This is a genomic window from Aliarcobacter vitoriensis (genome assembly GCF_003316695.1).
In the GTDB taxonomy this organism is placed as follows: domain Bacteria; phylum Campylobacterota; class Campylobacteria; order Campylobacterales; family Arcobacteraceae; genus Aliarcobacter; species Aliarcobacter vitoriensis.
Genome location: NZ_PDKB01000002.1, coordinates 164,230 through 186,636, shown reverse-complemented (window position 1 = coordinate 186,636; position 22,407 = coordinate 164,230). Strand labels below are relative to the sequence as shown.

Genomic DNA, 22,407 nt, shown 5'->3' with positions numbered 1-22,407 from the left:
ATTTGCATATAACAGTGAACTTACAAATAGTGATGCAAGTATTAACTTTCTTTCCATTTTTATTCCTTTCACCCGATTTTAAATAAGTTTGAATTATAATGATAAACACTATTTGTTTCAAGGAATATTTTAGTAATTTAGAATTTTGTTTGAGTATAAAAGGATAAAAATGTCAAGTAATTTTATGTTAAATGATATAAATAGTTTTTATGATACTAGTTTTATAAAAAATTATTCTATAACTTTTCCTAAAAATAGTGGAATAATGATGTGTGAAAAAAATATTTTAAATGATGATATTCTTATTTATAAAACTGAAGTTAGTGCTAATGAAGAATTATCAATTTCATCTCATTCTAAAATTGATAGTTTAATTATAAATATTGTACTTGATGGTAAAATTTCATATATAGATAATAATCTTGATAAAATTGAAACTCTTAATAAAAATGAAACATATATAAAATATATAGATGATTATAAATCAACTACTATTGTTGATAAAAATAGTTTCTCAAAAGGTTTAGCAATATCTATAAAAAATAGTTTTTTAGAAAAAAATCTTTCTTCAAATAAATCTTTATTAGAAGAGTTACAAAATCATCAAAAATCCACAATTATTCATAAACAAGATAATCAAATAAATATAAAACTTGCAAATGAACTTTTCCATTCTCCATTTTATAGTGATTTACATAATATTTATATACAAAGTAAGGTTTTAGAATTGATTTATAATCAATTTAGTTCTTTATTAGATGATAAAAATAAATTATTATTTGATGATAGAGTAAAACTTTCAAGTGAAGATATAGATGCTTTACATAAAGCAAGAGATATTATTTTGGTAAATCAAGAGTTTTATGATTTAACAACATTGGCTAGAAAAGTTGCAATAAATGAGTTTAAACTCAAATATGGTTTTAGACAACTTTTTAATACAAGTCCTGGTCAAATGATATTAGAACAAAAAATGATTTATGCTAAAAAATTACTTGAAAAAAGCGAGTATTCTATTTATGAAATTTCACATTTTATAGGATACAAACACCAAACAAGTTTTACAAATGCTTTTATTAAGTTTTTTGGTGTACGACCAAAAGATATTATGCTTAAGAGAAAATATTACTTTAAGTAATATTTTATATCTTAGTAAGTAGCTTATCAAGCCAATTTTGGCTCAAAACTCTTTTTGCAAAGCCCAATATATGAGTAGCTTTTGTTACATAGTATCTTGGTTTTGGTTTTTTACTATTTAGTATTTTTAAAACAATGTTTGCAACGCTTGTTGCTGGAAGGTTGAAAGTTGATTTGTCTTCTGTACTTTCAAGTCTAGACTTTACTTCATTTTTGTAAGTATTTTCCCAAAAACTTCCTTCTATTTTAATATTCTTTATAAAACTATTTAAAGCATTTTGTCTAAATTTTGAAGTAACAGGACCAGTGTTTATAGTACTTATAAAAATATCACTATTTGAAGTTTCAAGCCTTAACGTATCACAAAGCCCTTCAATGGCATATTTACTAGCATTATATGCTCCTCTAAATTTTAAAGCTATTATTCCTAAAACAGAACTATGTTGTATGAGTTTTCCATATCCTTGCTTTCTAAATATCTTCATTGTTTGAATAGTTAGTTCATGAAGCCCAAAAACATTTGTATCAAACTGTTCTTTTAAAACTTCAACACTTATATCTTCAACTGCCCCTGGTTGCCCATAACCAGCATTGTTAAATACGGCATCTATTGTTTTATCAGTTTCTAAAATTGTTTTTAAAGCATAACTTATCTCATTTTTATTTCTAACATCAATTTTAAAAGTTTTAAAACCTAAATCTTCAAGCATTTTCACATCTTTTTCATCTCTTGCACTTGCATAAACTTTTATACCATTATTTTTTAGTGTTATTGCAGTTTGAAGACCAATTCCGCTCGAACAACCAGTAATTAATATATTTTGCATAATATTCCTAATAAAATTTTGGCTATTATATCAAAAAATAGATTTTAGGATAAAAATGACACAAAAAGATATAGAGCTAAAAGAACTTTTAGATATAGAATCAAATAGCAGAAATACAGATTTTGAGTTAAGTTATGAAAAGCCAGACCCATTGTTGATAGCAAAAAGACAAAGTGATGATGAAGCAATACTATTATGTGCTTTATTTGCTTATGGAAATGCTAAATTGATAGTAAAATTTTTGGATAGTTTGGATTTCTCACTTTTAAATGAAAGTGAAGAAAAAATAGAAAAATGGCTAAAAAATCACTACTATAGATTTCAAAATAGCCAAGATGTAATAATGGCTTTTAAAAGCTTTAGAAGATTAAAACAAGAAAGTAGTTTAGAAGAGTTATTTTATCAAGGATATAAAAAAGAAAATAGCGTTTTAGAAGGGATAGATTTTGTTATACAAAAGATAAAAGAAAAAGCAAATTACTCTTCACAAGGTTTTGATTTTTTAGTTGGAAATTCACTAAAAAGAGATAAAAATGGATTTATAAAAGAGATGGGAAATGCTCCATATAAAAGATGGAATATGTTTTTAAGATGGATGGTAAGAAAAGATAGCCTTGATTTAGGGCTTTGGCAAAAAATAGATAAAAAAGATTTAATATTACCATTAGATACTCATACTTTTAATGTATCACTAAAACTTGGCTTATTATCAAGAAAAACTTATGATTTAAAATCAGCACTTTTGATAACAGAAAAATTGAAAGAATTTGATAAAAATGATCCTATAAAATATGATTTTGCTATTTATAGATTAGGGCAAGAAAAAATGATATAAATATTAAAAGTACCAAAATGGTACTTTTAATTATCTTTTATCAAGACTTATTTTTCCAGCACCTAAGAACATCAAAGCAACAGCTCCAAACATAAATAGTAGTTGTAGCTCGATAATTAATCCACCAGTTTTTTCATTTAATGCGAAAATTTGTGATGAATGAGCTAAATAAATAGCAAATACCATAGTTGATGCATATATAAAACTACTTATTCTTGTATAAAAACCAATGATGATTAAAATAGGAACAATAATTTCTCCTAAATAAACTCCATAAGCCAAAAATTGTGGTAAACCATTACTTGCAATTAAAGATTTAATACCATCAATACCATTTAATTTATTAAGTCCATGGAAAATCATTAAAATCCCAAGAGTTAATCGTAATATTAATTTACCTATATCATCACCTAAAACTCTAGCCAAAAAGTTTTCTAAACTTCTCATATCTTTTACTCCTGTACAAATATATTTGCTTGGAATTGTATCAAAATGAAAATAAAAAAGGTTTTTAATAACATTTTGTTAGAATAATTGATAAATAAAAATAAAAGCAAAGGGTTGTAAATTAGTGAATAATGATTTAAAAAATTTGTCAATATGTAAATATATACAATATCAAGAACAACAAAAAAAAGAAGTTTTTATTTCTACAAATATTTTAATTTTTGTTATAAAAGGTACAAAAGTTTTACATCTTAATGATGAAAAAATAGTTGTAAATCCTAATGAAGTAATATTTCTAAGAAGTGGATATTATGTAATGAGTGAAATATTAGATGAATATTTTGAGTCAATACTTTTTATGTATGATGATACTATTCTTTTGGATTTTATTCAAAAATATGATTTAAATTTTGAAAATATATTCTCATTCGATTATAAATATTTTAAGATTAAAAAAACATCTATTTTTGAGATATTTCAAGCATCAGTTTTATCTTATTTAGTTGAAAATTCATCAAATAAAGATTACTTAATTAAATTAAAACTAGAGGAAGTTTTTTTTAATATGCTAGAATCAGATTCTAAAGAGTACTTTAAAATATTTTTATCTTCAATTTATAATGAATATTCTTTTAAAATAAAAATAGAAAAAGAGTTTAATATAAATGAAAATATTTTACTATTTGCAAAAAAATTGAATATGACAGATTTAGCATTTAGAAAAAAATTTAAAACTATTTTTGGAACAACACCAAAGAAATGGCAAATTGAGAAAAGGTTTGAAAAAGCTAAACTTTTACTAGAAACAACCAATTACAATGTAACTGAAGTTTGTTATAAAAGTGGATTTGAAAATATATCTTGGTTTATACAAACATTTAAAAAGAGATACAATATTACTCCAAAACAGATAAAAAACAATAAAAATTAACTATTTTCTAATAGAATTGAATTGTATATTTGTATATAATTATAAAAATAAAAAGGATAAGAAATGATTAAAAAAATATTATTAGGAGTATTTTGTTGTGCAAGTTTTATATTTGCAGATAATTTTACTTTAAAAAGTAGTGATTTAAAAGGACAATTGACATCTAAAGAAGTTTTTAATGGTTTTGGATGTGTAGGAGAAAATATATCTCCTCAATTATCTTGGGAAAATGCTCCAAAAGGTACAAAATCATTTGCAATTACAGTTTATGATCCAGATGCACCAACTGGTTCAGGTTGGTGGCATTGGATTGTTTTTAATATTCCAAAAGATAAAACTTCAATTCCATCTGGATTTGGAAATAGTGATTCAAAAGATGCTATTCAAAGTGTAACTGATTATGGAAAAAGTGGATTTGGTGGTGCTTGTCCGCCTGTTGGAGATAAAGCTCATAAATATATTTTTACAGTTCATGCACTTAATGTTGAAACTTTAGGTTTAGATAAAACTGCAACTCCTGCTCTTGTAGGATTTATGTTAAATTCTCATACAATTTCTAAAGCTTCTTTAATTTCATATTACGGAAGATAGAATTCCTAAAATCTACTTTTTATAAAATCTTTAAAGGTTTCAAAGAGTAGATTTTTTGATTTTTCTTTATGATATATAAGATAAAATTCTCTTTTAATTTCTAAATTTTTTAGTTTTATTTGAAAAAGCTTTTTTTCTCCTAACTCTTTTTTTACCACAACTTTTGATATAGTTGTAACTGTTTCTTTGTTGCTTAAAACAATAGATTTTATGTCTTCAAAATCATTTAGTTGCATAAAGATATTAAGTTCTTTCGAAATATCACCAATTTTATTCATAAATATTTCTCTTGTTCCACTTCCAATTTCTCTTAAAATCCATCTTTTTTTTATACTATCTATAAAAGAAATTTTAGGATGTTTATCATCGCTTGTTACTACTATTAACTCATCATCTGCTAATTTCTCTTTTATTAAATTACTATTTTGAGTATCCACTTCAATAAGCCCAATATCAAGTTCACCTTTTAAAATTTTATCTATGATTTCACTTGAATTTATAGTTAATATATCAAGTTTTACATCTTTATATTTTGATAAAAAATCATAATAGATATTTGGCATTATGTAGTTTGATATAGTTTTACTTGATGCTATACTTATATTTCCTGCTAATTTATTTTCTTGAAAAATATTTTGCGCATCAATAAGTGCTAAATAGTGTGAAAAAGTTTTTTCTTTAAAATATTTTCCTTTTTCATTTAATATTAGTTTTTTCCCAATTCTATCAAAAAGCTGTTCATTTAGACTATTTTCAAGCGATTTTATAGCAAGTGAGATTGCAGATTGGCTTATATTTAATTCACTTGCAACTTGAGTAACTTGTGGATTTTCACTTAGTTTATAAAAAAAATTTAATTCTTTTAAAGTCATATATTTTTCCTTATTAAAAATATTTATTATTATATTAAAAATAATATATTTTACAAATTAAATAAATGAAGATATACTTACAAAATCAAAGGAGTAATATTATGAAAACAAATAATAAAAATATCATTAATACCTTTTATGGAGTTATATTTGTATCTATTTTTGCTTTGATTGCTATATTTTTAGGTGAAATGAAGTTTTTTAAAGAATTAGGAATAAGTCCACTTATAATTGGAATAATTTTAGGAATAATTTATGCAAATAGTTTTAAAAAAAGATTTAATTTTTTTCAAAGAGGAATAAACTTTTCTACAAAATATATTTTAAGATTAGGAATTATTTTATATGGATTTAGGCTTACTTTTCAAAATCTTGTAGAAGTAGGATTTAGTGGAGTTTTTATAGCTTTTTGTATAGTTTTTTTTACTTTTATATTTGGATATATTATTGGAATAAAAGTTTTAAGAATGGATAAGGAACTTTCTATTTTATGTAGTGCTGGAAGTTCTATTTGTGGAGCAGCAGCAGTATTAGCAACACAAAGCGTTTTAAAAAATGAAGCATATAAAAGTGCAGTTGCTGTATCTTTTGTAGTGATTTTTGGAACAGTTGGGATGTTTTTATATCCATTTATGGACAAACTTGGGGTTTTTGGTTTTACAAATAATGAAATAGGTATTTTTTTAGGTGCAACACTTCATGAAGTAGCTCATGTTGTAGGTGCAAGTAATGCTTTGGGTGAAATAGTATCAAACAGTGCAATTATAGAAAAGATGATAAGAGTTATATTTTTAGTTCCATTTTTGATTGGATTATCTATTTTCTTAATAAAAAGTGGTTTTCACAATAAAAAAGAGAAATCAAAAGTAGTTATTCCCTGGTTTGCAATATTTTTTATTGTTGTAGTTGGTTTTAACTCTTTTGAATTTTTAAATAAAAGTACAATAGAAACTATAAATTTTATAGATACTTTTGCTTTAACTATGGCTATGAGTGCTTTGGGAATGGAAACGAGTTTTGATAAGTTTAGAAATACAGGTATGAAACCTTTTTATTTATCTTTTATATTATTTATTTGGTTAAGTGTAGTTGGATATTTTCTAGTTAAGTATTTCTTTTAAAAATAAGTATCTTATTTAAGATACTTATTTTTTACCAATTATTTTTGATTAAATCTTGCTCTTTCATAGCTTGAGTTAAAACTTCATAACCTTTTAGTTCTTCATTTGTAGTTACAACCCATTTGTTTAATCCTTCCAAAAGCATCATCTTTTTGATGATTGGATCATTTGGATCTTGACCTAAAAGTATATCAACAAAAGTTTTTTTGATATTTTCATCTAATGTATCAAGTGCTGTAAAATTACAATGGCAATAACCCTCACTTGTATAAAAAGACTCTATTTCACCTGCTGGAAATAGACCTTCTTCTAAAATTCTAACCCAAGTGCTAATTCCAATTGCACCAGCATCAAGCTTACCATTTTTTATATCTTCAAGTACATCAAACTCACTTCTTCCCGTATCTCCATGTTTACCTAAATCAGAGTTATATCTGATTATTTCAACATCTTTTATATTTTCACCTAACTCATTTTCTAAATATTTTAAAGGTAAAATCGCTGCTTGTGCTGAATCAGCACTTCCTAATCCAAACTTTTTACCTTTTAAATCTTGAATTGATTTTATACCACTTTTTTCTTTTGCTATAAATACAGATTTAAAATCTATATCTGTATCTCTCATTAAAAGTGCTTGAGCTTTGTGATTACTTAATTCATAGGCTCTAACCCACGCAACATTTGTATTCCAAGCAATATCAATTTTTCCACTTAATAAATACTCAATTTGTGCTTCATAATTTGAAAAAAGCATATAATCAAGTCTTATACCATTATCATTAAAATAATCTCTTATAATATCCCAAATTGTTACGATTTTTGGGTCATAAGCAACTGAACCTACTACTATTGGTTTTTGCATTTTTTCTCCTTAAATTATCTCTTGATTTGTTAAAGCTTTTCCAAGCCAAGTTGTAAGAACATCTGTACTTGGAGCCATAACTTGTGCTGCTAAAGAATCTCTTAAAAGTCTCTCAATTGTTAATCTTTTTGCATAAGCTGTTCCACCACCAATTTTCATAGCTTTTGTACAAACATCAACTGCAAGTTGTGAAGCATTTAATCTTGCTGCAATTACATTTGCTAAAGCAGCAGGGTCTGCTTCAACCACACTTTTTGCAGCACTAAGAGTGAAGAATTTTGCACTTGTAGCTTTTGTATAAATATCTGCTATATGGTTTTGAACTGTTGGAATATTGCAAAGTGCTGATTCATCACTATATTTTCTATTCATTGAATATTCAATAATTGTATTACTTGCATTTAATGCAACACCGCTATAAACAGCAGCTAACCCCATAATAAAAAATGGACCAACAGTATTCATAATCTGTTCTAATCCTGAACCACTAGCTCCAATTCTATATTTTTCATCTATATTTACATCTTTTAATATCATAGGACAAGAAGCATTTCCTCTCATTCCAAGTCCATTCCAAGCACTATGTTCAAAAGTAATACCTGCTAAATCTTTTGAAACTATCCAATTGTCTAATCCATCATTATCAAAAGAGTTTGCATCAATTAAATAATAATCAGCATAAGCTGCAGAAGTAACAAAACTTTTTCTTCCATCCATTTTTAATGAGTTTGATTCTTTTGTAACTTGTATTTCTGGAATATAAAAATGTGTTCCTGTCCCACTTTCACTATATGCCAAAGCTAACATAATCTCACCATTTGCAATTTTTGGTAAAATCTCTTTTTTTAGTTCATCACTTCCATGAGTTGCTAAACAATTTGTAGCAACATTGTGCATCATATAGCATAAAGCAGTTGTTGCACAATAATTTGCAAAAGCTAATATCGTTTGTGTGTGTTCATAAAATCCAAGACCCATTCCACCAAACTCTTTTGGTACAAGTAAACCAGTAAGTTTTTTATCTTTTATAGCTTTAAAACTATCCACTGGGAATTTAGCTTCATCATCAATTTCCTTAGTAAAGGGTGCAATATTCTCTTTTGCAAAACCCAACATTTCATCATATAAATTTGACATTCTTTCTCCTACATAAAATTTGGTGTATGAACTTTAGAAATATCATTTGCTAAATCTTCATCCATACCTATATTTACTAATCTTTTTACTCTATTTTCATTCATTTTTTGTTTTAATTCTTCAACTAAATCAAATCCTTTTTTATAATCATCTGGCTCATTGCTACCTCCTGCTAAAATAGCTAAAGATTCAATTAATAAAGATGATTCACTATTTATTTCATCCATAAATTCTTTTCTTCTATATGCAGTATTTTTTAAAGCATTTATTCTATTTGGATTTTGTTCGATTGCTGATTTTACGTGTTCTATTCCATAAGCAACATGTCGCATTTCATCTCTTTTTGCTAGTCTTATAATCTTTTTTGTAGCTTCATCGGGCATATATTTTTCTAAGAAGCTTAATAAATCAACAAAAGTTCCTTCTCCCATAACATGAAGTAAAAAAGAACTTTTTATATAATCATCTTCTTTAAATAATGAAAAAAGTGAACGTTGAGTAACTTCACTAGAGTATTGAAATCCTCCACCATTTGCATTAGCTCTTTTTGTAAATACTTCTATATGTCTTGCTTCATCGTTCATTAAAGATGATAAAAATAGTGGAACTTCCATATAATAAGGATTTATTTTACTTATAAATTTTCCAGGAATATATAAAGCTGAAAACTCATTTTCAACTAAATAAGTCATTATTTGACAAATTGCTTTTTCTAAAACTGGATTTAAATCTGGAATTTCATTCCAAGCTATATCTGTTGTTGCATTCCATTGAAGATTTTTTCCTTCTTCATATAAAACTGATATTGGATTCGACCAAACTTGTTCTTTAAAAGATAACTCAAAATCATAAATGGGACTATTTTCTTGAGTTATTATTCCTCTTGTTAAAAGACCATTACTTTGAGGTGCTTTTGTAAGAATTTCTTCGCTTAGATTCAAATCTTTTAGTTTTGGATTAGAAGTTTCTATCCCTTGCATCTTTTTACCCCAAGATGCCTTTTGTGAAAAACTATTTTTAGATATCTTTTGAATTTTATAAGAGTATTGATTTTTTAGACTTTCTCTACCTAAATATAAATGTCCTCTTAATTTTGCCCATCCACGAAGTTCAGTTTCAATATTTACTTTTTGTGAAATAATTTCTATTATTTCATAAGTATTTGCTAGTAAGAAAGTATTTTCTAGTTTTAAAAATAGAGATTTTGATGGTGGAATATCACCTGTAAATATAGATATACAGTGATTTAAATTGTCCAAATGAATCTCCAAAATTATATTTTAATTTTGACTACACATTGAGTTTATAAAAACTAACGTGTAGAATATCAACCTGATATCTTAGATCGAAATTCTAACACAAAGAGATAAAAAAGTAATTAAAAATTTACCTTTTAGTTTACTTCAATTCCATATCTATTTAGTAATTCAACCCAAATAACACTATTTCCATTTTTATCAAATAATGCTGGAGTTCCTTGCACATTTAGAGTTTGCCCTAAATTTATATGTTCTTGTAGTTTATTTTCTAGTTTATTAAGTTCAGATTTTGAATATTTTGCATTTTTAACTTTACTTAAATCATCTCCAATATTAAACTCAAACATAGCATCTGTTTTTTCCTGAGTTGTTTTTTTACTCAAAATGTATAAAGATAAATCTTTTGCATTTTCATGAAAATCTAAAGGATATAAAAATACTTTTATTTTAACTTTATCTTTTATTTGTGGTAAATAAGATTCAAATTTTTTACAATAAACACACTCTGGATCAGTAAATAGAATAAACTCATCTTTTCCATTACCATAAGTAAAAGCTTCTTTATCTTTTGTTATAGATAAATCAACAGGAATAGCAAGTTGAGAACCTGTTTTTGCATTGATAACAGCACCAGAAATTATATAATTTTTGTCTTTTGTTAAAAATATCTCATCTTTTTGACCTTTTACTTGGATACTTAATATGTATAAATCTCCAATTTCAAAGCCTTTTAGAACTTTTATATCATTTCTTTTTAAAAGTTCTAGTTGTTCTATTTTTGATATTTCAGATTTTGAAATCTCTTTTAAATTTGCAAACATAAAGCTTGATAGTAGTAAACAAGCTACTAAAATTTTGAACATAAATTTTCCTTTAAAATTTTTTCGTATTGTATCTATTTAATATTAAAAAATGTAAAGTTATTTTAACTTTACATTATAAGAATACTGAATATATAAGTTGTAGCAAAAGATATTATGATTCCATACCCCACAATAGCTGAACTAAGTCTTGGTGCAAGACCAGCCATAGCAGCTATTGCACCTGCATTTATCATAGGAGCCATAGCTGCTTCAAGTATTGATACTGTTCCTGCTAGATTGTTCCAACCAAATATTTTACATACAATAATGGCAACTATTGGAGCAAAAATAAGTTTTACGCCTAATCCAATACCAAATGGTTTTATATCTTCTTTTGGAAGTTTTAATTGTAGTTGAAGACCAGCAGCAACCAGTGCTACAGGAACAGTTGTAAGAGCAAAAGCTTGTAAAACTTTGGTAATAGTTGGATGGAATTCAACTCCAACTAAAAATAAAGCTATTATTAAACATAAAAATGGTGGAAAGATTAAAACTTTTACAATCATCAATTTAAATGTAACTTTTGTTTTACTTGTATAAATAGATACTATAAAAGTTCCATATATTGCAAAAGCTAAGAAAGTTCCTAGTTGATCATATACAAGTAAATAAGGCATAAAATTTTCATTTGGTAAGTATGTATCAAGAAGAGGAATACCTAAGAATGAACTATTTGTTAAAACTGCAACAAGCATCAAAGCACCTGTTACTTCTTTTGTGAAATTAAAAACTTTAGATAATATGATAACTAAAAAAGCACTCAATGTCATAACAATCCATGCAACAATGGCTGGTATCATCAAATCAAGTGAGAAGTTTATTTTCGGAATTTGTAAAAATATGATTGCTGGATATGATACATAAAGTACAAATTGATTTAAAGCAACTGAACCATCTCTTTGCATAATCCCTAAACGATTTAACATATAACCTAAAAAAAGAGCTAATAAAATTAAAATAATATTTTCCATTTTTTACTCGCATAAGTTATTTTGACAGGCATTGTCTGAAGTTATTTTTCCGAACTCTTGTACATAGTCTATTCCCCATTTATGCATATTTTCTAAAACAGGACGCAATTTTTCTCCAGTAGAAGTTAGACTATATACAACTTTTGGTGGCACTTGAGCAAAACACTCCCTATTTATAATAATTTTTTCTTCTAACTCTTTTAATTTTATAGTTAATGTTTTTTGAGTTATTTCACTGATAATTTCGTGTAATTCTTTAAATCTTTTTTCACCATCAAGTAAATGCCAAATAATAGCTAATTTCCATCTATCATTGAAAATATCTAAAGTTACAGCAACACTACATTTATATTCTTTATCATTTATAAAATACATAAATAAATTCCTTAAATCTAAAAAAGTAATTATATCAAAATGAGAATAAGATATCTATTACTTACATAAAGTAAAGTAAGAGAATATTAAGTTTATCATATATATAATTCTTGAACAATTTAAAAGGATAAAAGATGAAAAAAGTTTTAATCTTGAATGGACACCAGTATTATGATGTAGTTGCTCGTGGAGAATTAACACAAAAAATTATAGATAAAGCGATAGAATTTTTTTTAAAAAATGGTTTTGAAGTAAAGTTTACAAATATAGATAAAGGTTATGATATTTCAGAGGAGGTTGAAAAATTTGAATGGGCAGATGCTATTTTATTTCAATATCCAGTTTATTGGATGGGAATTCCTTGGATAGCGAAAAAATATTTTGATGAAACTTTTACTCAAGGAAAACACTATTCAAATGATGGAAGAAGTAGGGAAGATAGTTTAAAAACTTATGGAAGTGGTGGATTATTAAAAGGTAAAAAATATATGTTGAGTTTAACTTATAACTGCCCTAAAAGTGAGTTTAATAATAAAGAAGGTTTTTTTGATGGATTATCTTTAGATGAAGCAAATATTGCAACTCATAAAACTTTCCAATTTTGTGGTTTAGAAGCACTTAAAACTTATTCTATGCATGATATTTTTAAAGGTGATTTAGATTTAAACAAAGAGTTAGTACAATTTGAAAATACTCTAAAAGAGAACTTTTTATAAAAAATAAGGAGAATAATATGGAAAAAACTTTTATGGAAGCTATGGATTTTAGACATGCTTGCAAAGCATTTGATGAAACAAAAAAAGTAAGTGATGAAGACATAAGATATATCTTAGAAGTAGGGCGAAAATCACCATCATCTTTTGGTCAAGAAGGATGGAAGTTTTTAGTTATTACAAATGAAGAGTTAAAATCTAAACTACGTCCACATTGTTGGAATCAAGTACAGATAACTTCTTGCTCACATTTAGTGATAGTTTTAGTTGCAGTTGATAATTTAAAACCAGAGAGTAAAGTTCCTGCAAAAAGATTTTCAAGAAGAGAACTACCTCAAGATAAAATAGATGCTTATGTTGAACTTTATGGAAATCATTTAAAAGCTACTGGTGTTTTAGATAGTGATAAAACTTTATATTCTTGGGGGGCAAGACAAACTTATATTGCAATGGCTAATATGATGACAGCAGCAGCAACAAAAGGTATAGATTCTTGTCCTATTGAAGGATTTGATAAAACTGAAGTAGAAAAAGTTTTAGCTTTGGATACAAAAGAGTATCAAGTAAGTGTTGTTTTACCTTTTGGATATAGAATAAATCCACAATCAACTCAAATGAGATTATCTCTTGAAGAAGTAGTAGAATTTATAAAATAATTTATAAAAGAAGAAAATTTTATTTTCTTCTTTTTCTTCAAACAATACAATTAATAAACTAAGTAAAAATATAGTAGAATAGCCAACATTTCACAGTATAAAAGGTAAAAAATGTTTAGTATTAGTGATATTGAAAATTGGCTAAGAGATTATGGAATAAACAATTATCATATATCAGAAGATTTTTATGTTTCTGTTCAAGGAAATGTTAATTTAAATGAAAAGTTAAAAGGTGAAAAACTTCCAGTTAAGTTTGATAGAATTGATGGATATTTTGACATAAGCAATAATGATTTACCAAGTTTAGAGGGATGTCCAAAAATTGTTATGAAAGATTTTAATTGCTCATACAATAAATTGACTTCATTATTTGATTGTCCTGTTGAAGTAGGTGATTTTGATTGTTCTCATAATAATTTAAAAAATCTATCTTATGGTCCAAAGGAAGTAAAAGGATTTTATGACTGCTCTTACAATGAATTATCATCTATAAAAGCAAGTCCTAGAACAGTAAAAGGGCATTTTAAATGTAATAATAATCGTTTAACAAGCTTAGAAGGTGGACCAAAGACTATTGATACATATTTTGATTGTTCTAATAATATTGTTGAAGGATTAGTTGGTGGTCCAATTACTGTTAAACAAGACTATATTTGTAATTCAAATAGACTAAGTGATTTAGATGGTGTTGCAGATGAAATAGGTGGAGATTTAGTAACTGATGTAAAGTTAAATATCAGTTCAAAATTTGATGATGAAGGACAATATTATCGATATAAGGGAAGTGAAGCAGTTTCTCATATATATAGACCTATTGTTGCTTTAACAAATACTGAAGATATACAAGCTTGGCTTGATAAATTTGATATAAAATCAACTACAATTTTACCAGATAACTCTGTTGATGTTCATGGAGATGTAAAATTATCAAACAGATTACCAAACTTGTCAAAATTGCCAATTAATTTTAACTATGTAGATGGAGATTTTGATATAAGCGAAAATGAACTTGTATCCCTTGAAGGAAGCCCTACAAAAGTTGGTGGAAGTTTTTTTGCTTACAAGAATGAATTAAATTCACTAAGAGGTGGTCCTAAAGAAGTAAAAGGAAGCTTTGTAATTTTACACAACAATATAACTTCATTGCAGAATTCTCCAACAATAGTTAAAGATGATTATATATGTTCTCATAATCCGTTAAGAACTTTAGAAGGGATAAATACAGTTTTAGGATATTTGTTTACTGGTGTTTATGTTCCAAGATTGAAGTGTCAAAAATATAATTATAAGGGTATTACAACATATAAATATCCTGGTGATGCAGTTATGAAATATCTTGATGAAGAGTATATTTCTTTAACAGATGAAGAGAAAGCCTTTGAAAGTACTAAGAAAAACTTAGAGAAAGTTATCAAAAAAATGTTAAATGCAAATACTTTAACAAAAGAGATGATAACTGATCAATTAATTAAAAACCTTACAAAATATCAACTTGACCAATTGAAAACTAAAGTTTTATGGATAAAGAATCCACCAAATGAAGACAATAGTGATATTATAAGTGAAGATGATATTATGAAACTGGCTTTTGAAAAAGAGTTGTAGGCTCTTTTTAAGCCATAAAACTTAATTTTTTGCTATAATCGAGCAAATTTTACAAAATAAATAATTTAAAAAATGGAGAAATTTATAATATGGTACAAACTGTAAATCTTAAAAAAGCTTTTGGTGCAAGAGTTTTATTTCAAGATATAAATTTAAAATTAGACACTGGGAAAAGATATGGTCTTATTGGAGCAAATGGTGCTGGAAAAACAACTTTCCTAAAAATTCTTTCAGGGCAAGAAGATGCAACTGAAGGTGAAGTACAAATTCAAAATGGTAAAAAAGTAGGTGTTTTATCACAAAATCAATTTGCTTTTGAAAACTTCACTTTATTTGATACAGTTTTAATGGGAAATAAAAGACTTTATGATGCAGTAAAAGAGAAAGAAGAACTTTATATGAGTCCTGAATTTACTGATGAAGTAAATAATAGACTTGCTGAATTAGAGATAATTTGTTGTGAAGAAGACCCAACTTACGAGTATGATATCAAAATTACAAAGATTTTGGAAGATTTAGGATTTCCTTCATCAATTCATCAAAATTTGATGAATACTTTAACTGGAGGAGATAAGGTTAAAATTCTTTTAGCACAAGTTTTATATCCAAAACCTGATGTTTTATTCCTTGATGAGCCTACAAATAACTTGGATATTGAAACTATTGGTTGGCTTGAAAATCAGCTTCAACACCACGATGGTACAATGGTTGTAATATCTCACGATAGACACTTCTTAAATGCTGTTTGTACAAATATTTTAGATGTTGATTTCAAAAAAATAAGAGAGTTTAGTGGAACTTATGATGATTGGTATATTGCTTCAACGCTTATAGCAAAACAACAACAAACAGACATAAATAAAAAACAAAAAGAAAAAGAAGAGCTTGAAAAATTTATTGCTAGATTTAGCGCAAATGCTTCAAAAGCAAAACAAGCAACTTCAAGACAAAAACAACTTGATAAACTTGATATTCAAGCTATTGAAGTATCAAGTAGAAGAGATCCTTCTATAATTTTTAGACAAAAAAGAGAAGTTGGAAAAGAACTTTTAACTGTTAAAAATATCTCAAAAGCTTATGGTGATAAAGTTGTATTAAAAGATGTTTCATTTACATTAGAAAAAGGCGATAAAATTGCACTTATTGGACCAAATGGTATAGGAAAAACTACATTATGTGAAATCTTAATGGGTAATATAAGTGCTGATAGTGGAGAAGTTTTATGGGGAGCAACTATACAAAATTCATATTTTCCACAAAATACAACAGATATTATAAATGGTGATTTTACACTTTATGATTGGTTAAGAGGTTTTGATAGAGATGCTGATATAGCTGAAATTAGAAACTGCTTAGGAAGAATGTTATTTAATGGTCAAGAGCAAGAGAAAAAAGTAAATTCTTGTTCAGGTGGAGAAAAACATAGAATGATGTTATCTAAAATTATGTTAGAACAAGGAAATTTTTTAGTTTTAGATGAACCTACAAACCACTTAGATTTAGAGGCTATTATTGCTTTAGGAGAAGGATTACTTGAGTATGCAGGTTCTGTTATATGTGTTTCTCATGATAGAGAGTTACTTGATGCATATGCAAATAGAATTATAGAAATTCAACCAGATGGAACAATAATTGATTTTAAAGGTTCTTATGAAGAGTTTATGGAGTCAAAAGTATCTTAATATTTTAGAGATATCGTTCTTTTTATAAAGAACGATATTCTCATTGATAAATTACTGTTTTGCATGTCTTGATGACATTCTAATTTCTCTTCTTTGTAAAGCGTCGTTATATCTTCTTTTATCATCTTCAGTTATTAGTTCAAGTTTTGGAACAGGTACTGGTGTACCATTTTCATCAACAGCAACCATCGTAAAATAACATACATTTGTATTTTTTATTGAATTATCTTTTATATCTTCAGATATTACTTTTATACCTATTTCCATAGATGTTCTTCCTGTGTAGTTTACAGAAGCATGAAAAGTTACAAGTGAACCTATTTTTATAGGATTTTTAAATAATACCATATCAACAGATAGTGTAACAGCATAATGACCTGTATATCTAGCAGCACAAGCATAAGCTACTTGATCTAACATCTTTAAAATCTCACCACCATGAACATTCTTTCCTGAAAAATTTGCTTTCTCTGGAGTCATAAGCATTGTCATTGTAAGTGATTTTTCTCTTTTTAAATTTTCCATATTTATATACCTTATTAAAATTATTCAAAGATTATAGACTAACTTTATAAAAAAAACTTTTAGTTAATATACTTTTACCAAAATTAATTACTAAATAATTAAGAAAAGTAACAATAATACTAATTTTTGATTAGTTCATACATTTCATTTTCAGTTAATATCTTTATATTTAGTTCTATTGCTTTATCATATTTACTTCCAGCATCTTCTCCAAATATAACAAAATCTGTTTTTTTTGATACACTTGAAGATATTTTTGCTCCAAGATTTTCTAAAAGTTCTTTTATCTCATTTCTACTTTTACTCATAGTTCCTGTTACAACGACTGTTTTATTTTTAAATATATTTTCTTTTGCTTCTATTTTTTGTGTAACAGTTGGTTGAATAATTTCAAATAATTTTAAAACTATTTCTTTGTTTACTCTCATAAATTCTAAGAGTGAATTTGCCATTTGTTCACCAATCCCATCAAGAGTTATTAACTCTTCAAATGTTACATTTATTAAATTTAAGCCAAATTCAAAGCATAGTTGTTTTGATGCAACTTCTCCAATATGTTCTATTCCTAAAGCATTTATAACTCTATGAAGTTCACTTCCTTTTGTATTTTTTATTGCATCTATAAGATTTTGTGCTTTTTTTTCTCTAAAACCATCTAAAATATTTAAATCTTCAAATTTTAAAGAGTATAAGTCCAAAATATCAAATATTTTTTGTTCACGAACCAATTGTTCTACTATTTTATCTCCAAGTCCGTCTATATTCATACAATTTTTACTTGCAAAGTATATTATTGAACTTACAACTCTTGCTGAACAATCAAGATTTTGACACTTTATCATAATATCTTCGATTAAAAGTTCGCTAGAACAAACAGGGCAAAGTGTAGGTTTTATTATCTCTTTTTCATCACCTGTTCTTCTATCTTTTAAAACTTTTGTAATCTTTGGAATTACATCTCCACTTCTTATTATAATTACACTGTCATTTATTTTTAAATCAAGTCTATTTATCTCATCAAAGTTATGTAAACTGGCTCTTTCTACATTAGCACCTTCTATTAAAACTGGCTCAACAATAGCAACTGGTGTTACCACACCTGTTCTTCCAACTTGTAATATAATATCTTTTAATTTTGTAGTTTTTTCTAATGCTGGAAATTTATATGCACAGCTCCATCTAGGAAATTTTTGAGTAAAACCTAAATCCTCTTGTGTATGAATATCATCTATTTTTATAACCATACCATCTAAAAGCATAGGAAAACTATCTCTTTTACTCACCATATTATTATAAATATTTTCTATCTCTTCAATAGATTTTGCCAAAGTTTGCATAGGGGCTTCTATAAATCCTAATGAAAATATGTATTTCATCATCTCTGAAGTTTTTTGTAAATTTAGACTATTTTGTCCTACTCCCCAAACATTAAAGAATAGTTTTCTTTTTGCTGTTATATTTGAATCAAGTTGTCTTAAACTTCCTGCACTTGCATTTCTTGGGTTTGAAAAAGGTGTTTCACCATTTTTTATTCTATCTTTGTTTATATTTTCAAAATCACTTTTTTTGATTACAACTTCACCTCTGATTTCAATCAAAGATTTTTCATCAATTTTTAATGGGATAGATTGAATGGTATAGGCATTTTGTGTAACATCTTCTCCTATTTCACCATCTCCTCTAGTGATTGCTTGTTTTAATATACCATTTTCATAGATAAGATTTAAAGAGACTCCATCAAACTTTGGTTGGCAAAAAAACTCCAAATTATCACCAACTTTTGAAGCTCTTTTTATCCAATCTTCAAGCTCTTTTGTGTTAAAAATATCTTCTTGCGACCACATACGGCTTAAATGATTTGCTTTTGAAAAACCATCTAAAATAACTCCACCAACTCTTTTATTTGGAGAGTTTTGGTGCGTGAGTTCTGGGTTTTTATTTTCAAAATCTAAACATAACCTTGCTAATTTATCATACTCTTCATCACTTGCAATTGGTTCATCATAAACATAATATGCCTTTGCCCAAGTTATCAATGTTTCTATATTTTTATCATACTCTTCTTTTGTCATACTTTTCAACTTTTATAAAATTATTTTATGATATGCCCTACAAATTTTGACATATTATTCAAAATCTTTCCACCTCTTCTAAATCCTAACGCACAAGCTTCATAAGCATAAAAAACTCCAGCTTGATAAAAATTTCCTTTTTCATCTTTTGGAAACTCTACATATTCTTGATATATAGCTTTATGACCTTCGTATTCTCCACTTGTTTGTTCATCTATACTACCATCAGCATTTACTATTTTTGTATTTGCTCCTTCTCTTCCAAAGGCTCTTTTTTCTACATATTTCTTACCTTCTAAAGGTTCAAAAGATGTTTCAAGTAAAAGTGGATGATTTGGATATAAATCCCATAAAATTTTCATAAATGCTTTTGATTGAAATATCAAAGTATATGCAGGATTAAAAACAATAGCTTTTTTCTCTTTTATAATTTCAGTTAAAATAAGTGTTAATTGACTCTCTTCAATAGCTATATCTTCCCAAGGAATAAGTTTGAACCAAAATTCAAATAGTTCATCATCTTTAAATATTCCATCATCACTAAACTGCACATTTTCTATAAATTCAAAATCAGTATTAAACCCAGATTCAGAAGCAATATGTTGCAAAAGTTTTGTAGTATTTATATCTTCATTTGAACTTGAAATACTAGAAAATAGTATTTTCCAACCAAGTTTTGAGTAGTACTCATCAAATTTTTCTATATCACTATCTAAAGTTATAATTCTTTTAAAATTATCTTTCAAAGCTTCATAAAGATTGTTAAATTGGCTCTCTTCATCTAAGCCATTTTTCTTTAAAATAGCCCATTGTATGATAGCTGTTTCAAAAAGTGATGTTGGTGTATCAGCATTGAATTCAATCAATTTTATAGGTTTTCCATCAATTCCACCTGCTAAATCAAATCTTGAATACAAATGCCAATGAACATCATTTTCCCAAGACTCTTTTATAATATCAACTAAATTAAAAGGAATATTTAATTCGTGAAATAGGTCATTGTCTATTACAAATTGACCAGCTTCAGAGAACATATCATAAAGTTCATTTGTTGCTTCATAATATCTTTCTGCTTCTTCTTCGGAAATAACTACTAATTCATCACTTATATATGAACTATTATCGCTATCTGTATGCCAAACAAAACCAATACTTTCTAAATAATCATTTGTTAAAGGGCTTAATTTTTCTAATTTCATTATCATCCACCTGTTGAACTTGAACTATTTGATGAACCAGCATTTGAAGACTTGTTCCCAAAGAAACCACCTTGTTTTGAAGCTCCACTTTTTCCAGTTGTTCCCGCTGGTTTATTGAATGAACTTTGAGATTTACTATAAGTTTGTGGAGATTTGTATTGAGCTGCTTTTTGGTTGTTGAAATTTTGGTTATTAAACAGTTTATTCCCAAGCCAAGAACCAATCATTGCCCCTGCAATAGAAGATAATAAAACTCCACCAAGTCCCATTCCACCACTACTTAATTGAGAATCTGGATTTGTAAGAGGAGATGTTCCAGCATCTATTTTTGCTTCTTCTTCTTTTACTAGTTTATCAATCTCTTCTTGAGATAATATTCTTTCGCTTCCATCAGGGCTTCTTAAAACAATAGTAGTCTTACTAGCTGGAAATTCATCAGCAATTTTGTAACTACCATCTGTTGCTTGTTCTATTACTACAAAAGCGCCTTGTTGTTGAGAAGCATTTGTTAATGTTCCACTAGATTGATTTTGTTGTTGATTTGTATCATTACACCCAACTAATCCAAGCACTAAAACAGCACCTAAACCACCAACCATTGAGTAGTCTGAAATCTTTTTAATATAATTTCTCTTTTTCAATTTTAAATCCTTTAGGTTAAAAGTCATAGATTATACCAAAATAGATATGAAATTTCATAAATCTATGATTTATAGATACTATTAATACTAAATAAAGAAATTACAAAATTTCTACCCCAAAAATCAAAAAATTTTATATTTCATTACACTCTTTGATTAAAATGTTCAAAAATAAATATGAAAAGAGACAAAAATGTATAAAAATCAAGAATATAAAAGTAGATTTCGTATCTTAAAAGGTGGATTACTCTTGTAGTAGCTTCAAACTTGTATTCTTCTCCAAGTAGTGGAGTTGTAACAAGTTGAACAGCAAATATTTCTCAAAATGAAAATATAACAAATATAAATCAATCAACCAAATGTAAATAGTATAATTTTAAATAGAGTTGTAGGAACTGAAAAGTCTATTTAGGTGACATTCTACTATAAAGATTTTTTTGCAAAAGTACAAATGGCATGGAATTCAAACTCAAAACCAATTGAAAGTGAAAATATCACATAAAAATTCTAAATTACTCTTTCAAGCTGGCTGGGTGTTTTAGGGATAAATAATAAATAATGAAAAATTATTACAATTTTTATATATAATTATGTTTTAGCAAACAAAATAATAGGAGGTTATTATGTTGGCGAAGAATATAGATGGTGGGAAAGAAATAATTTTGGATGAATATACATTTATTGTCAGTGAAACTGATGAAAAAGGTAATATTCTATTTGCAAATGAGGAGTTTTGTAAAGTTGCTGGATATAGTGTAGATGAACTAATAGGAAAACCACACAATATTGTAAGACATTATGATATGCCTAAAATAGCTTTTAAAGAGTTATGGGAAACTATAAAGAAAGGTGAAACTTGGAGTGGACTTGTAAAAAACACTTCAAAAAGTGGTGATTATTATTGGGTATATGCTACTATTTTTCCTACAATTACAAGTGAAGGAACAAAAGGTTTTTTATCTTGCAGAAAAAAAGCTACTGATGAAGAGATAGAAATACATAAAAATCTTTATAAAGAGTTAAAAGATAAAGAATAGTTGCGGGAATTTCCCGCAAAAAATTAGATTTATCTTTCTTATAATATAA

23 protein-coding genes are annotated in these 22,407 nt (G+C 26.8%); 10 read left to right on the top strand and 13 right to left on the bottom strand.

The genetic code is table 11. The annotated features are described in order from the left end of the window. Positions 1-169 precede the first annotated feature (169 nt). The gene (locus tag CRU91_RS01885; protein ID WP_113892817.1) at positions 170-1,138 is read left to right on the top strand and encodes a helix-turn-helix domain-containing protein; all 969 of its coding nucleotides are present in this window, start codon (positions 170-172) and stop codon (positions 1,136-1,138) included. A gap of 4 nt (positions 1,139-1,142) precedes the next feature. Here CRU91_RS01885 and CRU91_RS01880 read toward each other — a convergent pair whose 3' ends face one another. Then, a complete protein-coding gene (locus tag CRU91_RS01880; protein ID WP_113892814.1) occupies positions 1,143-1,964 on the bottom strand; it encodes an SDR family NAD(P)-dependent oxidoreductase in 822 nt (273 codons plus the stop codon). Between the two features lie 55 nt (positions 1,965-2,019). Between CRU91_RS01880 and CRU91_RS01875 the strand changes: the two genes are divergently transcribed. Next, a complete protein-coding gene (locus CRU91_RS01875) occupies positions 2,020-2,799 on the top strand; it encodes a TIGR02757 family protein (protein WP_113892812.1) in 780 nt (259 codons plus the stop codon). Between the two features lie 30 nt (positions 2,800-2,829). Here the strand turns inward: CRU91_RS01875 and CRU91_RS01870 are convergent, their stop codons facing one another. Then, positions 2,830-3,246 carry a DoxX family protein gene (locus CRU91_RS01870; RefSeq protein ID WP_113892810.1) on the bottom strand — a complete coding sequence of 139 codons (417 nt, stop codon included), beginning with the start codon at positions 3,244-3,246 and terminating at the stop codon, positions 2,830-2,832. Positions 3,247-3,370: 124 nt separating this feature from the next. Here CRU91_RS01870 and CRU91_RS01865 point away from each other — a divergent pair, with 124 nt between their 5' ends. Together CRU91_RS01865 and CRU91_RS01860 are read left to right on the top strand one after the other, a co-directional pair. Continuing rightward, entirely contained in the window at positions 3,371-4,177 is an 807-nt protein-coding gene (locus CRU91_RS01865; RefSeq protein ID WP_113892808.1) for a response regulator transcription factor, read from the top strand. 66 nt (positions 4,178-4,243) lie between these two features. Further along, a complete protein-coding gene (locus CRU91_RS01860) occupies positions 4,244-4,768 on the top strand; it encodes a YbhB/YbcL family Raf kinase inhibitor-like protein (protein WP_113892834.1) in 525 nt (174 codons plus the stop codon). A 5-nt stretch (positions 4,769-4,773) separates the two neighbouring features. Here the strand turns inward: CRU91_RS01860 and CRU91_RS01855 are convergent, their stop codons facing one another. Beyond that, positions 4,774-5,640 carry a LysR substrate-binding domain-containing protein gene (locus CRU91_RS01855; protein ID WP_113892806.1) on the bottom strand — a complete coding sequence of 289 codons (867 nt, stop codon included), beginning with the start codon at positions 5,638-5,640 and terminating at the stop codon, positions 4,774-4,776. Between the two features lie 101 nt (positions 5,641-5,741). Between CRU91_RS01855 and CRU91_RS01850 the strand changes: the two genes are divergently transcribed. Beyond that, complete coding sequence (locus CRU91_RS01850) at positions 5,742-6,761, top strand: YeiH family protein (protein ID WP_113892804.1); 1,020 nt, start codon at positions 5,742-5,744, stop codon at positions 6,759-6,761. Between the two features lie 31 nt (positions 6,762-6,792). On the opposite strand, the gene CRU91_RS01845 is transcribed toward CRU91_RS01850, so the two are convergent. From CRU91_RS01845 to CRU91_RS01820, 6 genes are all read right to left on the bottom strand, one after another. Next, a complete protein-coding gene (locus CRU91_RS01845) occupies positions 6,793-7,623 on the bottom strand; it encodes a phosphate/phosphite/phosphonate ABC transporter substrate-binding protein (protein ID WP_113892802.1) in 831 nt (276 codons plus the stop codon). Positions 7,624-7,632: 9 nt separating this feature from the next. Then, positions 7,633-8,760, bottom strand: coding sequence for an acyl-CoA dehydrogenase family protein (locus CRU91_RS01840; RefSeq protein WP_113892800.1), 1,128 nt, complete (start codon positions 8,758-8,760; stop codon positions 7,633-7,635). An 8-nt stretch (positions 8,761-8,768) separates the two neighbouring features. After that, positions 8,769-10,019, bottom strand: coding sequence for a ferritin-like domain-containing protein (locus tag CRU91_RS01835; protein WP_113892798.1), 1,251 nt, complete (start codon positions 10,017-10,019; stop codon positions 8,769-8,771). 134 nt (positions 10,020-10,153) lie between these two features. Continuing rightward, entirely contained in the window at positions 10,154-10,882 is a 729-nt protein-coding gene (locus CRU91_RS01830; protein WP_113892796.1) for a thioredoxin fold domain-containing protein, read from the bottom strand. 68 nt (positions 10,883-10,950) lie between these two features. Next, positions 10,951-11,853, bottom strand: a complete 903-nt coding sequence (locus tag CRU91_RS01825; RefSeq protein WP_113892794.1) for an AEC family transporter — start codon at positions 11,851-11,853, stop codon at positions 10,951-10,953. Between the two features lie 3 nt (positions 11,854-11,856). Beyond that, a complete protein-coding gene (locus tag CRU91_RS01820) occupies positions 11,857-12,228 on the bottom strand; it encodes a winged helix-turn-helix transcriptional regulator (RefSeq protein WP_113892792.1) in 372 nt (123 codons plus the stop codon). Between the two features lie 134 nt (positions 12,229-12,362). Here CRU91_RS01820 and CRU91_RS01815 point away from each other — a divergent pair, with 134 nt between their 5' ends. From CRU91_RS01815 to CRU91_RS01800, 4 genes are all read left to right on the top strand, one after another. Then, the gene (locus CRU91_RS01815) at positions 12,363-12,944 is read left to right on the top strand and encodes an NAD(P)H-dependent oxidoreductase (protein ID WP_113892790.1); all 582 of its coding nucleotides are present in this window, start codon (positions 12,363-12,365) and stop codon (positions 12,942-12,944) included. Positions 12,945-12,961: 17 nt separating this feature from the next. Beyond that, a complete protein-coding gene (locus tag CRU91_RS01810) occupies positions 12,962-13,597 on the top strand; it encodes an NAD(P)H-dependent oxidoreductase (protein ID WP_113892788.1) in 636 nt (211 codons plus the stop codon). Positions 13,598-13,708: 111 nt separating this feature from the next. After that, positions 13,709-15,202: a hypothetical protein gene (locus tag CRU91_RS01805; RefSeq protein WP_113892786.1), complete on the top strand. Its 1,494-nt coding sequence runs from the start codon at positions 13,709-13,711 to the stop codon at positions 15,200-15,202. Between the two features lie 89 nt (positions 15,203-15,291). Next, complete coding sequence (locus CRU91_RS01800; protein ID WP_113892784.1) at positions 15,292-16,884, top strand: ABC-F family ATP-binding cassette domain-containing protein; 1,593 nt, start codon at positions 15,292-15,294, stop codon at positions 16,882-16,884. A gap of 51 nt (positions 16,885-16,935) precedes the next feature. Here the strand turns inward: CRU91_RS01800 and CRU91_RS01795 are convergent, their stop codons facing one another. From CRU91_RS01795 to CRU91_RS01780, 4 genes are all read right to left on the bottom strand, one after another. After that, entirely contained in the window at positions 16,936-17,409 is a 474-nt protein-coding gene (locus tag CRU91_RS01795) for an acyl-CoA thioesterase (protein WP_113892782.1), read from the bottom strand. A 119-nt stretch (positions 17,410-17,528) separates the two neighbouring features. After that, on the bottom strand, positions 17,529-19,481 hold the full coding sequence (gene ligA / locus CRU91_RS01790) for an NAD-dependent DNA ligase LigA (RefSeq protein ID WP_113892780.1): 1,953 nt from the start codon (positions 19,479-19,481) through the stop codon (positions 17,529-17,531). 20 nt (positions 19,482-19,501) lie between these two features. Next, a complete protein-coding gene (locus CRU91_RS01785; protein ID WP_113892778.1) occupies positions 19,502-20,680 on the bottom strand; it encodes a glutathionylspermidine synthase family protein in 1,179 nt (392 codons plus the stop codon). Positions 20,681-20,682: 2 nt separating this feature from the next. Next, complete coding sequence (locus CRU91_RS01780; protein WP_113892776.1) at positions 20,683-21,321, bottom strand: UPF0323 family lipoprotein; 639 nt, start codon at positions 21,319-21,321, stop codon at positions 20,683-20,685. Positions 21,322-21,944: 623 nt separating this feature from the next. Between CRU91_RS01780 and CRU91_RS01775 the strand changes: the two genes are divergently transcribed. Next, the gene (locus CRU91_RS01775) at positions 21,945-22,358 is read left to right on the top strand and encodes a PAS domain-containing protein (protein ID WP_113892774.1); all 414 of its coding nucleotides are present in this window, start codon (positions 21,945-21,947) and stop codon (positions 22,356-22,358) included. The last annotated feature ends 49 nt before the right edge of the window (positions 22,359-22,407 follow it).

Coding starts and splice junctions, on each gene's coding strand:
- CRU91_RS01840 (WP_113892800.1), bottom strand. CDS start 8,760: ATGTCAAATTTATATGATGAAATGTTGGGTTTTGCAAAAGAGAATATT.
- CRU91_RS01785 (WP_113892778.1), bottom strand. CDS start 20,680: ATGAAATTAGAAAAATTAAGCCCTTTAACAAATGATTATTTAGAAAGT.
- CRU91_RS01875 (WP_113892812.1), top strand. CDS start 2,020: ATGACACAAAAAGATATAGAGCTAAAAGAACTTTTAGATATAGAATCA.
- CRU91_RS01810 (WP_113892788.1), top strand. CDS start 12,962: ATGGAAAAAACTTTTATGGAAGCTATGGATTTTAGACATGCTTGCAAA.
- CRU91_RS01830 (WP_113892796.1), bottom strand. CDS start 10,882: ATGTTCAAAATTTTAGTAGCTTGTTTACTACTATCAAGCTTTATGTTT.
- CRU91_RS01855 (WP_113892806.1), bottom strand. CDS start 5,640: ATGACTTTAAAAGAATTAAATTTTTTTTATAAACTAAGTGAAAATCCA.
- CRU91_RS01775 (WP_113892774.1), top strand. CDS start 21,945: ATGTTGGCGAAGAATATAGATGGTGGGAAAGAAATAATTTTGGATGAA.
- CRU91_RS01820 (WP_113892792.1), bottom strand. CDS start 12,228: ATGTATTTTATAAATGATAAAGAATATAAATGTAGTGTTGCTGTAACT.
- CRU91_RS01795 (WP_113892782.1), bottom strand. CDS start 17,409: ATGGAAAATTTAAAAAGAGAAAAATCACTTACAATGACAATGCTTATG.
- CRU91_RS01805 (WP_113892786.1), top strand. CDS start 13,709: ATGTTTAGTATTAGTGATATTGAAAATTGGCTAAGAGATTATGGAATA.
- CRU91_RS01850 (WP_113892804.1), top strand. CDS start 5,742: ATGAAAACAAATAATAAAAATATCATTAATACCTTTTATGGAGTTATA.
- ligA (WP_113892780.1), bottom strand. CDS start 19,481: ATGACAAAAGAAGAGTATGATAAAAATATAGAAACATTGATAACTTGG.
- CRU91_RS01815 (WP_113892790.1), top strand. CDS start 12,363: ATGAAAAAAGTTTTAATCTTGAATGGACACCAGTATTATGATGTAGTT.
- CRU91_RS01880 (WP_113892814.1), bottom strand. CDS start 1,964: ATGCAAAATATATTAATTACTGGTTGTTCGAGCGGAATTGGTCTTCAA.
- CRU91_RS01825 (WP_113892794.1), bottom strand. CDS start 11,853: ATGGAAAATATTATTTTAATTTTATTAGCTCTTTTTTTAGGTTATATG.
- CRU91_RS01870 (WP_113892810.1), bottom strand. CDS start 3,246: ATGAGAAGTTTAGAAAACTTTTTGGCTAGAGTTTTAGGTGATGATATA.
- CRU91_RS01885 (WP_113892817.1), top strand. CDS start 170: ATGTCAAGTAATTTTATGTTAAATGATATAAATAGTTTTTATGATACT.
- CRU91_RS01800 (WP_113892784.1), top strand. CDS start 15,292: ATGGTACAAACTGTAAATCTTAAAAAAGCTTTTGGTGCAAGAGTTTTA.
- CRU91_RS01845 (WP_113892802.1), bottom strand. CDS start 7,623: ATGCAAAAACCAATAGTAGTAGGTTCAGTTGCTTATGACCCAAAAATC.